The 12,759-nt window shown below is 47.9% G+C and carries 13 protein-coding genes; 9 read left to right on the forward strand and 4 right to left on the reverse strand.

Features of this window, described 5'->3' with window-relative positions; all coding sequences use genetic code 11:
• Nucleotides 1-283 precede the first annotated feature (283 nt).
• From BM184_RS02225 to BM184_RS02240, 4 genes are all read right to left on the reverse strand, one after another.
• Nucleotides 284-1,018 carry an amino acid ABC transporter ATP-binding protein gene (locus BM184_RS02225; protein ID WP_086942375.1) on the reverse strand — a complete coding sequence of 245 codons (735 nt, stop codon included), beginning with the start codon at nucleotides 1,016-1,018 and terminating at the stop codon, nucleotides 284-286.
• On the reverse strand, nucleotides 1,011-3,164 hold the full coding sequence (locus tag BM184_RS02230; protein WP_177208507.1) for an amino acid ABC transporter substrate-binding protein/permease: 2,154 nt from the start codon (nucleotides 3,162-3,164) through the stop codon (nucleotides 1,011-1,013). Before BM184_RS02230 ends, BM184_RS02225 begins: the two co-directional genes overlap by 8 nt.
• A gap of 312 nt (nucleotides 3,165-3,476) precedes the next feature.
• Nucleotides 3,477-3,629 carry a YvrJ family protein gene (locus tag BM184_RS02235; protein WP_084253768.1) on the reverse strand — a complete coding sequence of 51 codons (153 nt, stop codon included), beginning with the start codon at nucleotides 3,627-3,629 and terminating at the stop codon, nucleotides 3,477-3,479.
• Between the two features lie 79 nt (nucleotides 3,630-3,708).
• A complete protein-coding gene (locus BM184_RS02240; RefSeq protein WP_086942376.1) occupies nucleotides 3,709-4,578 on the reverse strand; it encodes a Cof-type HAD-IIB family hydrolase in 870 nt (289 codons plus the stop codon).
• A gap of 192 nt (nucleotides 4,579-4,770) precedes the next feature.
• Here BM184_RS02240 and BM184_RS02245 point away from each other — a divergent pair, with 192 nt between their 5' ends.
• The 9 genes from BM184_RS02245 to BM184_RS15245 all read left to right on the forward strand — a co-directional run bounded on the left by BM184_RS02245 (nucleotide 4,771) and on the right by BM184_RS15245 (nucleotide 12,703).
• Nucleotides 4,771-5,445 (forward strand): uracil-DNA glycosylase, encoded by a 675-nt coding sequence (locus tag BM184_RS02245; RefSeq protein WP_086942377.1) that lies wholly within the window; start codon nucleotides 4,771-4,773, stop codon nucleotides 5,443-5,445.
• Between the two features lie 21 nt (nucleotides 5,446-5,466).
• Nucleotides 5,467-6,177 carry an alpha/beta fold hydrolase gene (locus tag BM184_RS02250; protein ID WP_086942378.1) on the forward strand — a complete coding sequence of 237 codons (711 nt, stop codon included), beginning with the start codon at nucleotides 5,467-5,469 and terminating at the stop codon, nucleotides 6,175-6,177.
• Nucleotides 6,178-6,419: 242 nt separating this feature from the next.
• Entirely contained in the window at nucleotides 6,420-6,785 is a 366-nt protein-coding gene (nrdI, locus tag BM184_RS02255) for a class Ib ribonucleoside-diphosphate reductase assembly flavoprotein NrdI (RefSeq protein ID WP_086942379.1), read from the forward strand.
• A complete protein-coding gene (nrdE, locus tag BM184_RS02260) occupies nucleotides 6,778-8,955 on the forward strand; it encodes a class 1b ribonucleoside-diphosphate reductase subunit alpha (protein WP_086942380.1) in 2,178 nt (725 codons plus the stop codon). Before nrdI ends, nrdE begins: the two co-directional genes overlap by 8 nt.
• A 68-nt stretch (nucleotides 8,956-9,023) precedes the next feature.
• A complete protein-coding gene (gene nrdF, locus BM184_RS02265; RefSeq protein WP_086942381.1) occupies nucleotides 9,024-9,989 on the forward strand; it encodes a class 1b ribonucleoside-diphosphate reductase subunit beta in 966 nt (321 codons plus the stop codon).
• Between the two features lie 286 nt (nucleotides 9,990-10,275).
• Entirely contained in the window at nucleotides 10,276-11,388 is a 1,113-nt protein-coding gene (locus BM184_RS02270) for an ABC transporter substrate-binding protein (protein WP_086942382.1), read from the forward strand.
• 15 nt (nucleotides 11,389-11,403) lie between these two features.
• Nucleotides 11,404-12,252 (forward strand): alkaline phosphatase family protein, encoded by an 849-nt coding sequence (locus BM184_RS02275; protein ID WP_086942383.1) that lies wholly within the window; start codon nucleotides 11,404-11,406, stop codon nucleotides 12,250-12,252.
• On the forward strand, nucleotides 12,239-12,466 hold the full coding sequence (locus BM184_RS02280) for a hypothetical protein (RefSeq protein ID WP_086942384.1): 228 nt from the start codon (nucleotides 12,239-12,241) through the stop codon (nucleotides 12,464-12,466). Before BM184_RS02275 ends, BM184_RS02280 begins: the two co-directional genes overlap by 14 nt.
• A gap of 60 nt (nucleotides 12,467-12,526) precedes the next feature.
• Nucleotides 12,527-12,703 carry a hypothetical protein gene (locus tag BM184_RS15245; protein ID WP_157080409.1) on the forward strand — a complete coding sequence of 59 codons (177 nt, stop codon included), beginning with the start codon at nucleotides 12,527-12,529 and terminating at the stop codon, nucleotides 12,701-12,703.
• The last annotated feature ends 56 nt before the right edge of the window (nucleotides 12,704-12,759 follow it).

Raw genomic sequence — 12,759 nt, forward strand, 5'->3', positions numbered from 1 at the left:
GATTCTTTTTAATTTTGATTGGTCAGCGAGGCTCCAACCCCCTCAACTCCGATGAAGCGAAGCTTGGCCGGATTTGAGGGGGTGGAATGGCTGCTTCTCCGGCGAGCCTCCCTTCGTCGGAGGTCGCATCACGGTCGTCTTTTAGCTCCGGCCAAGCAAAGGCTCCCCGGAGCTACGATCCGTTCACGCATGCTTCTCCTGCCAAGCGATTCTCGTTTTCCACATTTCACAAAAAAACAAAGGTTACCCTCCAAAAAAAGGGCAACCTTTGTTTTTTGTGCTATTACAATACTTTGTTCAGGAAATCTTGCGTACGTGGGTGTTGCGGATTACCGAATACTTCAGCAGGAGTGCCTTCTTCGACGATATATCCGCCATCCATGAAGATGACGCGATGTCCGACTTCTCTTGCAAAGCCCATTTCATGCGTAACGACAACCATGGTCATCCCTTGTTTTGCCAATTTTTTCATGACTTCAAGCACGTCGCCGACCATTTCAGGGTCAAGCGCGGATGTCGGTTCATCGAAAAGCATGATTTCCGGATTCATTGCCAACGCGCGTGCGATCGCGACACGTTGCTTTTGACCGCCGGATAGAGAGCTTGGAAAAGCGTCGGCTTTTTCGGACAGGCCGACCGTTTCCAGCAATTCAAGTGCTTTTGCTTTTGCAGCTTCTTTGTTTTCACGTTTCAGTTCAACCGGGGCCAAAGTGATGTTGTCCATTACTGATAGGTGCGGAAAAAGATTGAAGTGTTGGAAAACCATCCCGATTTCTTCGCGGACTTTGTTGATGTCCGTCGTTTTTTCGGTAATGTCCTGACCATCGATCAGCACGTGGCCGTCGGTGACATCTTCAAGTTTGTTCAGACAGCGCAGTAGGGTACTTTTTCCGGAACCGGAAGGGCCGATGATGCAGACCACTTCGCCTTCAGCGACTTCAAGGTTGATCCCTTTCAAAACCTCGTTGCTGCCGAAGCTTTTCTTCAGGTTCGTGACATTTATTTTTGCGTTAGCCATTCTTTAATCTCCCTTCAAGGTTTTTGGAAATCTTCGTAAGGATCGTGATGACGATGATGTACATCAAGCCGATGATCATCCACATATTACCGGAAGCGTAGGTTCTGGCGATAATGATTTTACCGGTCTGTGTCAACTCGACAAGTCCGATGATCGACAAAATGGAAGTGTCTTTCAAAGTAATGACGAATTGGTTGATGAATGAAGGAATCATGATGCGGATCGCTTGCGGCAAAATGATTTTGTTCATTGTCGTTTGGTAAGTCAAACCTAAGCTGCGACCTGCTTCCATCTGCCCGACATCAACCGCTTTGATACCGCCGCGGAAGATTTCGGCCAGATAAGCTGCGGCATTCAAACTCAGTGTGATGATCCCTGCAACGGTCGAGCTCATCCGGAGTCCCATCAATTGCGGAATCGAGAAGTATACGAAGAATGCCAAAACAATCAATGGCACACCGCGCATGATGTCAACGTAGATGGTTGCGATCCAGTTCAATGCCTTGTTAGGGGAAACGCTGAACAAGCCGATGACGATACCCAGTGCCAATGCGATCACGATGGATGCAAAAGTGATCAGGATCGTTCTACCTAAACCTTTCATTAACGTTTTCCAGTTTTCTTGGATCAGTCCGAAGAAGGAAGTGTTGCTTGCTTCTGTGTCGGAACCAAGATAGTCGTTGACGATTTCTTCATAAGTACCGTTGGATTGCAAGTTTGCCAAACCTGTGTTGATCATGTTCAGCAATTCCGGGTTCGTGTCTTTTGCGACCGCGATTCCGTAAGAGCCGCCTGCTTCTTTTTCGGTAGCCAGTTTCAATGCGATGCCTTGGCCTTCGATGGCATAGGCCATAACCGGGTAATCTTCGAATGCCGCAACGGAATTGCCGGCGATGACGTCTTGGTACATGTTGGCTGAATCATCGAAAGTCGCTAATGTGAAGCCATATTCATCCTTGATGGATTCGGCAAATGTTGCGCCTTCCGTACCGGTTTTGACGGCCACGGTCAGGCCTTCCAAATCTTCATAGCTGTCGATGTCGCTATCTGCGGCAACAGCCATGACCACACCGCTTTCGAAATACGGTTCGGAAAAATCAAATGTCTGTTTGCGTTCGTCGGTGATGCTCATGCCGGCGATGACGGCATCCACTTGTTTAGCTTCCAACGCCTGAAGGGCCGCATTGAATCCCAGTGGGCGGATTTCGATTCCGAAGCCTTGATCTTTAGCGATTGCGCGGATCAGATCCATGTCGATGCCCACATAGTTACCGTTCGCATCCTGGAATTCGAATGGGGCGAAAGTTGTGTCGGTTGCGATGATGTAGGTTTTTCCGTTCTGTGCCGGGACATCCAAACTTGTATCCGCGGATGCGCCAAGGTACTTCTCTTGGATGGCCTGGTAAGTGCCATCCGATTTCAGATTGGCCAAGCCTGCATTGAACATTGCCAATAATTCAGGGTTTGTATCTTTGGCCACTGCAAAACCATATGAACTGCCGGCTTCTTTGTCTGTAGCCAATTTCAGAGCCAAACCTTGGTCCTCGATTGCGTAAGCCATTACTGGGTAATCTTCGAATGCCGCTACGGAATTGCCGGATAGGACATCCTGATACATATTGGCGGAATCTTCAAAAACGGTGGTAGTGAAGCCATATTCATCCTTGATGGATTCGGCAAACGTTGCGCCTTCCGTACCGGTTTTGACGGCTACGTTCTGGCCTTCCAAATCTTCGTAGCTTGAGATGTCGCTGTCATCGGCAACTGCCATGACCACGCCACTTTCAAAATACGGTTCCGAAAAGTCGAAGGTCTGTTTCCGTTCGTCGGTGATGCTCATGCCGGCGATGACACCGTCAACTTGCTTGGTCTCCAAGGCCTGCAGCGCGGCATTGAATCCCAATGGACGAATCTCCACTTCAAATCCTTGGTCCTCCGCAATTGCTTGGATGAGTTCCATATCGATGCCGACAAAATCGCCGTTCGCATCCTGGAATTCAAATGGTGCAAAAGTGGTGTCTGTTGCGATGACAAACTTTTGTGTTTCTGTCGCCTCGACTACTTCGTGTTGGGCTGAGCCAAAAATAAAAAAGCCCAAAGCCATGAAGAGCATTGGCAACTTTAGTCGCAGTTTCTTGCTTAACATATTTTTTCCTCCTTATAAACAGCATTCCTTCTGAATAACCATGAGATTACGATGAAGCCTCTGCTTGAATATTCATATAATACCACATCGAGATTATATTTTAAATTCTGAGAAATCACAATTGTATAGCGACACGAATATGTTAGGAAAACTGACACAAAAACCAAATGACATAAAAACGCTAACAAACGAACGTCAATCAATCCGGGTTATTCGGGAATGTTCGGAAAAACGCAGCAAAAAGCCCCGACATGATGGCATAAAAGCTGTCATGTCAGGGCTTTTTTTAGGTCTGGTGAGGCCAAGGCGTGATCATTTAAAGGCCCGGCTCAGGTCTTCAATCGCGCCGACAAGTGCATCGAGCTTTTTTTCCATCCGGTGCAGCAAGTACATTGCGATTACGATCGGAAAACCGGTATTGCTGATCAATTCCATATATGCCAACACATCTACGTTCGCATCCATTCATTTTCCCTCCTTTCCTACATCCATAAAGACGAAGGTAAAGGGGGGAAGTGTAACTGTCAGCGTTCTGTTTTCGGAATCACAAATTTTCGTTGATGCAGCGCATGATTGCCTCGGCAACGCCGTTTTCTGAGTTTTTGGAAGTGAGGTACTTCGCAAATTCCTTGACTCCGTCTTCAGCATTGGCCACTGCGAAGCTGGCGCCGGCTACTTTCAGCATGGAGACGTCATTGAAATTGTCCCCGATGGCCATGACATTCTCCAACGGAATGCCTCTTTTTTTGGCGAACTTTTCCAAAGCGATCCCTTTTTGTGCTTCCACATGATTGATTTCGATGTTGTTCCGGAAGGAAGAGGTCACGACCAACCGGCTGTCCTCTGCCAACTTTGTCCGGATCGGATCCAGTTCGCTTTGTCCGGAATCGCTGAATACCAGAATCTTCAGTACTTGCTGGGCATGGTCGTCCAGAACGTCTTTGAAGTTGTCGACATAGTTAACGTGCATCAGTTCCAAACGGGCGACCGCCAGGACAAGCGCCATTTTGAAAGTTGTGTCAGGGTTTGTCTCATGGAGCAGCGAAGTAGTCGCTTCGATCCGGCGCACTTTGTCATCCGAGTATATGCCTTTAGATGTCATGAGTTCGCAATAGAGACCGTATTTTTTCACATCTTCCAAGATGTGGCGTGTGGTTGTTTTATCGATCCCCAGGTTTTCGACCAGTTGTCCATCTTCGTCAAATACTTGTCCGCCGTTCAGTGTGATCATGGGACAGTCGATGCCGACTTCCTTCAGAGCCGGAACAGCTTCGGTATACCCTCTGCCGGTAGCGACCATAAATTTGATGCCTAATCTATTTGCTTCATTGATGGCGCTCACGTTTGATTCGGAGACTTCCATCTTATCGTTCAATAGGGTGCCGTCCATATCCGAGACGATCAGTTCAATCATACATTCATCCTCCTGTTCGGTAATTGCAGTATATTCACCCTTATATTCTACCATGCTTTTTCATTTTGGAAAAAATAAGTTCAGGCCAACTAAAATAATCGCCCGGAAGATGGAAGGGCTGAAAAGGATCCGTCTATTATGGTAAGATAGTTGCAACCGGAATTGAAAAATATGATAGATAGTGGTGTGAATATGAAAGCAATTATCCATAACGAGTGGCAAGAGAAGCTGGAAAAGGAGTTTGAGGCGCCGTATTATCAACAGCTGCGCGCCTTCCTGAAGGAAGAATACCTGAACGAAACGGTCTATCCCGGGATGCATCATATCTGGGAAGCCTTCGAATTGACGCCGTACAACAAGGTGAAAGTGGTCATACTCGGGCAGGATCCTTATCACGGCCCGGATCAAGCGCATGGGTTGAGTTTTTCGGTCCAAAAAGGGATCAAATTGCCGCCTTCCTTGGTAAACATCTACAAGGAACTGCAGGATGACTTGGGAATAGAGCCGGCGAAACACGGCGATTTGACATCCTGGGCGAAGCAAGGCGTCTTCCTGCTGAACACGGTCCTGACGGTGCGCGGCGGGGAAGCCAATTCCCATCGCGGAAAAGGCTGGGAATTGTTGACCGATGCCGTCATCCGAGCGCTGAACGAGCGGGAAGAACCGGTCGTCTTCATCCTTTGGGGAAACGCATCGATAGCCAAAAAAGTGTTCATCGATACAACGAAGCATGTCGTGATCACATCTCCGCACCCAAGCCCATTATCTTCCTATAGAGGATTCTTCGGGTCGAAGCCTTTTTCCAAAACGAATGAAGCACTGCGCTTGTTCGGTGTGGAGCCGATCGACTGGCGTTTGCCGGATTGATAGAAGAAAGGGGCATTGCCTATGAGAGGAAAGACATTGAAGACCGGAAAAGGAAAGCTCTACTATCAGGTAGGGGGTTCCGGTGATGCGTTGCTCCTGTTGCATGGAAATGGAGAGAGTTCGGACATCTTCGCCCAGCAGTTTCCTTTTTTTACGAAATACTTCACGGTCTATGCGCTTGATACGCGAGGCCACGGCAAATCAGCTCTGGGAGTGGAGCGGCTGACATTCAAGCAGATTGCAACGGATATCCTGGCCTTGCTGGATAAGGAAGGGATTCAACGGGTCCATGTGCTCGGGTTCAGTGATGGCGGCAATTTGGGCTTATATTTAGCGGCCCATCATCCCGAGCGGATCGCTTCTTTGATTGCGATGGGGGCGAATTACGAAGCGGATGGCCTGACCGACGCCTGCAACGAAGAAACATTGGAGCGATACGAGGAGCTGCTGGCGTTACCGGATTCCGATCCGGAAAAAATCCAGCGACTGTGCATCCATAATCTTATGCTGGAGGAATTGGATCTCTCGGCGGAAGACCTGAGCCGAATACAAGCGCCAACCATGCTGCTGGCGGGTGAATTCGATCTGATCCGTGACGACCAAACGGAGGCAATGCACCGCCTGATTCCCGGGTCGCGGAAATACATCGTGCCCGGCGGAAGCCATAGCTTTTTCGTGGATGATCCGAAAGTGCTGGAACAGCTTGCGAAAAAATTCTATTCAAGTTTGTGATTCCCGGAGCGTATCAGGAGGTGCTTCAGGGAAATTATGTTAGAATAAAATTCTGAAACGTCGCCGGTGGCAGTCATTCGCTGCAGCGCAACTTTTGATCTGGAAAAGTGAAAATACAAACAAAGGCACGATATGTAGTGTGGATTCGAGAAAAGCACACTATATGTTGTGTCTTTTTGTTGTAATTCCATCCTCGCAACCGTATAATGGGTGAAGAACAGTTGGGAAAAGGGTGATGCAAAATGAAGGTAGTGTTTATGTCGTTGACCGGCCAAACGCGGAAGTTCGTAAAAAAACTGGGCCTTGAAACCATCGAATTGACGGCCGGTAATGCCTTCCGGACGATTGATGAGCCGTTCATCATCGTGACCCCGACCTACGATAAAGAGGTGACGGATATTCTGGTCGATTTCATCGAGACCGATCGGAACCGTTCTTTCTTCAAAGGCGTGGCGGGTGGCGGGAACCTGAATTTCGGCAAGCTTTTCGGCTTTACCGCAAAGGACTTGGCACACGATTATGGCGTCCCGCTTCTGCACTTGTTTGAGTTTCAGGGCAACGAGAAAGACATTCAGATTTTGAAAGAGAAGGTGACGGAACTTGGATAGTCCAAAATTAGTAACCAAAACAGAAGATGTAACCTATTATAAATTGAACAACGAAATAAATCGTCCGATTGATAACGCAATCCCTTTACACAAGGACAAGGAAGCCGTAAGGGCATATTTCCTGGAGCATGTGAATCCGAACACTGTTTTCTTCTATACATTGGATGAAAAATTGAATTATTTGATCGAGCAGGACTACATCGAAAAAGAATTTCTGGAGAAATACCCGCTCGATTTCATCAAAAAGCTGATGCAGGATACGTACAACAAGAAATTTCGTTTCAAGTCGTTCATGGCTGCCTACAAGTTTTATACCCAGTACGCGCTGAAAACAAACGACGGCAAACGTTATTTGGAACGATATGAAGACCGGATCGTCTTCAATGCCCTCTTTTTGGCTGACGGGGACCAGCAGTTGGCTGTCGACCTGGCGGAAGAGATGATCCATCAACGCTACCAACCGGCGACGCCGACCTTTTTGAATGCCGGCAGAAAACGCCGTGGGGAATTGGTGTCGTGCTTCCTGATCCAAACGACAGATGACATGAACAGCATCGGCCGTACAATCAATAGTGCCCTGCAGTTGTCCCGCATTGGCGGAGGCGTTGGCGTGAACTTGTCTAATGTCCGGGCGGCGGGCGATCCAATCAAAAAAATCGAGAATGCGTCGAGCGGTGTCGTGCCGATCATGAAGCTTCTCGAGGACAGCTTCAGCTATTCCAACCAGTTGGGCCAGCGCAACGGGGCCGGCGCGGTGTACTTGAGCGTATTCCATCCGGACATCGTGGCCTTCCTGTCCACGAAAAAAGAGAATGCGGATGAAAAAATCCGCGTGAAGACTTTGTCGTTGGGTCTCGTCATTCCGGACAAATTCTATGAACTGGCGGCGAAGGACGATCAGATGTACCTCTTCAGCCCTTATGATGTGGAGCGGATTTACGGAAAACCATTCTCCTATGTCGACATCACCGCTGAATACGAGAATCTGGTCAATAATCCGGATATCTCCAAATCGAAGATCCGCGCCCGCGATCTTGAGAACGAAATCAGCAAACTGCAGCAGGAATCCGGCTATCCTTACATCATCAACATCGATACAGCCAACCGCGCCAATCCGGTGGACGGAACAATCGTCATGAGCAATCTTTGCTCGGAAATTCTGCAGGTGCAACAACCATCCTTGCTGAACGATAAGCAGGAATATGAAGTGCTCGGGACGGACATCAGCTGCAATTTGGGTTCAACGAACATTCCGAACCTGATGCAGTCGCCTGATTTCGGAAAATCGGTCGAAACGATGGTCCGTGCCTTGACATATGTAACCGACCATTCAAGCATCGATGCGGTCCCGACAATCAAAAACGGGAACGATCAAGCGCATACGATCGGTTTGGGCGGCATGGGCTTGCATACGATGTTCGCGATCAATCAGATGCATTACGGGTCGCCGGAATCCATCGAATTCACGGACGTCTACTTTATGCTTTTGAATTATTATACATTGGCAGCCAGCAACAAAATCGCCAAGGAACGCGGACAATCATTTGCCAATTTCGAGAAATCCACCTACTGCACGGGTGAGTATTTTGATGCCTACACCGATTCCGATGTTGTTTTCCAATCCGAAAAAGTGAAACAAATTTTTGAGGGCATCAAAGTCCCTACGAAGGAAGACTGGTTGCAGTTGAAGCAAGCAATCCATGAAACCGGCTTGTATCACCAGAACCGTTTGGCGATCGCACCGACCGGATCAATCAGTTACGTAAATGAAACGAGTGCGAGCCTGCACCCGATCACACGCCTGATTGAAGAACGCCAAGAGAAGAAAACCGGGAAGACTTATTATCCGGCTCCGCAGCTTTCCAACGAAACGATGCCTTATTATCGTTCGGCCTATGATATCGATATGCGCCGTGTCATCGATATTTATGTCGCTGCCCAAAAGCACATCGACCAAGGCATGAGCCTGACTTTGTTCATGCGATCGGAATTGCCGGAAGGCATGTACGAATGGAAAGAAGGGCGCACCAATAAAATGACGACACGCGATCTGAACATCCTGCGCAATTACGCATGGAGAAAAGGCGCAAAATCCATTTATTATGTGCGTACCTTTACGGAAAACAACGACGAAATCGGAGCGAATGCTTGCGAATCATGCACAATCTGATGAGGCAGCGCAACTGTATTCGATTACCCGTCATGCAATAATCGGAAAGTCTAACGGAGGAATGAAAGATGGCAAACAAGCCTTATATAGCAATCAACTGGAACAGCATCGAAGACATGCTGGACAAGTTGACATGGGAAAAACTGACGGAGCAATTTTGGCTGGATACGCGGATTCCGTTGTCCAATGACTTGGACGACTGGCGCACCCTCAGCAAAGCCGAGCAGGATATGTTGGGGAAAGTGTTCGGCGGCTTGACGCTTTTGGACACGCTGCAATCGCAGGACGGCATCGCCGCTATGAAAGAAGATATGCGCACGCAACACGAGGAAGCGGTCCTGAACAACATCCAATTCATGGAATCGGTCCACGCGAAAAGCTACTCCTCGATCTTCAGTACTTTGAACACAAAAGCTGAAATCGAGGACATCTTCAACTGGACCAACAGCAACGAATTCATCCAGAAAAAAGCCAGTCTGATCAACGATATCTACAAATCCGGGAATCAGCTGGAAAAGAAAGCCGCCAGCGTCCTGCTGGAGTCGTTCCTATTCTATTCGGGATTCTATGCACCGCTTTGGTATCTAGGCAACAACAAATTGCCGAACGTGGCGGAGATCATCAAATTGATCCTGCGCGACGAGTCGGTTCACGGAACCTATATCGGCTACAAATTCCAGATCGCTTACAACCAACTGTCCGAAGCGGAACAGGAAGAAGTAAAGAATTGGGTCTACATGCTGACCTATGAACTGTACAACAATGAAGTGAAATACACGCAATACATCTACGACGAGCTGGGTTGGACGGAGCGCGTCAAAGTGTTCATCCGCTACAACGCGAACAAAGCCTTGCAGAACCTGGGCTTCGATCCGTTGTTCCCGGACACGGCCGACGATGTGAACCCGATCGTCATGAACGGCATCTCGACCGGCACCAGCAACCACGACTTCTTCTCGCAAGTCGGCAACGGCTACCTTTTGGGAGCCGTCGAGGCGATGGAAGACGAAGATTACGTCAAATGGTTGGACTAACACAAAAAGCAAGGAGAGCAGCGGATCGATCCGCTGCTTTCCTTGCTTTTTTGCTGATTATTGAATCTAAGGACCCAAAGGATGGATAACTTCCGGTTATCCATCCTTTGGTGGGCTATTCCATTTTTTTCGAAAGAAATGCATTAACACCATGGTTTCATTGCTGTTTACAAAATAATTACAGCGAATTCAAAGGTTATTTACAACCATCTGTTAGTATTTATTTGTAGTCAAATACGTAATGAAAAACAATGAAATCATTGTTCACAAATAAGGAGAGAATAAAATGAGATTGTCCAATAAAAGATTGTTTGCGGGTTTGGCCTTAAGCAGCATGCTTATTCTGAGTGCGTGCGGAACAGAGGCGGCGACGACTAATGAGGCGGAAGTCGATCTGAATGCATTGACATTAAGCGAAATTGAAACACAAGCCAAAGAAGAGGAGCATGTAGAATCAGTGGGTATGCCGGATACATGGGCGAACTGGGGCGAGACTTGGGAAGAACTTGAAACGACTTATGGCTTGACGCATGCGGACACGGATATGAGTTCAGCGGAAGAATTGGCATTGTTCAAGGCGGAGCAGCACAATCCGACAAAGGATATCGGCGATGTCGGTCAATCATTCGGACCTGTTGCCGAAGCGGACGGCCTGACACTGGCTTATAAAACATCGTACTGGGATGACATCCCTGAGTGGGCCAAGGATGATGATGGCGATTGGATCGTCGGTTATTACGGAACATTGGCTTTTATCACCAATTCCGAAAAAGTCACGGATGCCCCGACCAGCTTCGCGGATATCTTGGCAGGCGATTATAAAGTCACGATCGGCGACGTAAATGCCGCTACCCAAGCGCAAAATGCAGTATTGGCTGCAGCCATCGCAAATGGCGGGGACGAAACCAACTTGGATCCGGGCATTGCCTTCTTCGCACAGCTGGCTGAACAAGGCAGACTGGACTTGGGCGACACATCATTGGCCCGTTTGGAATCAGGCGAAATCGAAGTCGGCTTGTTCTGGGACTTCAACGCTCTGAATTATGCAAATCAAGTTGCGGAAACGAACCCGAATGCCAGTTTTGAAGTGACGATTCCGTTGGATGGAACGATCCAAAGCGGATACGCAACAGTCATCAACGCAACAGCGCCTAATCCGCATGCGGCAGCATTAGCCCGCGAATATATCCTTTCTGATGAAGGCCAAATCAACTTGGCGAAAGGCTATGCACGTCCTATCCGCGATAATGTTGAATTGCCGCAAGAGGTGCAGGATATCTTGCTTCCGGAAGAGCAATACGTGAAGGCGCAACCGGTCTCCGATTTTGATGCATGGGAAGAGGCTGCAGCTGGTCTGGGTCAAAGATGGCAAGAAGAAGTACTTACAAAAGTAAAATAATTGAGGTTGAATACAGTGGATAAAGTAATTTTTGTAGTGTTGGACGGATTGAATGCCAAGACAGCCCATAACCATATGGGCTTCTTGGAGCATCTGGTCGAAAAAGGAATAATGGCGGCTTATACCGTCAAATCGGAGATGCCTGCACAATCAAGGCCTTTGTATGAAGTCCTGCAGTCTGGAGTGCCGGCTGCAGAAAATGGCATCACCTCGAACCGCACAGTCCGCCGTTCCAAAGAACGGAGTGTTTTTGAAATCGCCAAGGAACACGGGCTCAAGACGGGGGCGGCCAGTTACTACTGGGTGAGCGAACTCTACAATCATGCGCCATTTCAAGTGATGGAGGACCGAATCCAGTTGGATACGAATTCCCTCATCGAACAGGGCATTTTTTATCACGAAGATCATTACCCGGACAGTCACCTGATTGCGGATGGCGATTACTTGATCCGGAAGAAGGCAACGGATTATACGCTGATCCATTCGATGAACATCGATGATGCCGGCCATAAATTCGGTGCCGACAGTAAAGAGTATGTGCAAGCGGCCGTCCGCGTTGATGCTGAACTTTCCCAGTACATCTGGAGATGGATGAGCGAAGGCTATCAGATTGTGGTCACTTCTGATCATGGGATGAATGACTATCATACCCATAATGGCATTTCGAATGAAGATCGCCTTGTTCCACTTTATTTATTTTCGGACAAAGTGATCATCAAGGATTTCCGCAAAGAAGGAGCAATTGTGCCTCAGCTGGAAATAGCGCCATTTTTATGCAATTTGCTGGGCATTCCGGCTGGGGATCGCATGCAGGCGATTCAGGGAATCATTATGAAACGAGGTTCAGGCGATGCTGCAGAGTGAAAAACGCAAGTACCTCGTATTGCTGTTGCCGTTCGCGCTGCTGATCCTTTTGTTCGAAATGATGCCGTTAGCCAACATCTTCATCAACAGTTTTCTGGAACCCGGAACAGGAGGCATTACGCTCAGTAATTTTACGACCATTTTTACGAGTGATTATTACCTGATGTCGATCCAGAACAGCTTGTTCGTTTGTAAGCGCCAAATAATCAGGTAGATTTTCGGGAGGAGTTTTTCCATTTATACTTCAGTTATCATATATAACGGAGGTACCCAAATGGAAAGACAGCCGGACATTGTTCCTATTCAGTTAGATAATCAAATTGATTTTGATCCAATACCGCACGAACGACAACTTGCTTTTGAAATAAAGGATACAGTTCGAAACCGAACGGTTTCAGTATATCAAGGCATTGAAAAATACATCCTGTACGCTTTGTTGAAGGAGCTGTGACGGATGATTGTTGATTACACCAAGGTTAAGCACATTTACCTTGTTTGCGGAAAAAC

Origin of the sequence: Trichococcus pasteurii, assembly GCF_900112935.1 — a bacterium.
Classification (GTDB): domain Bacteria; phylum Bacillota; class Bacilli; order Lactobacillales; family Aerococcaceae; genus Trichococcus; species Trichococcus pasteurii.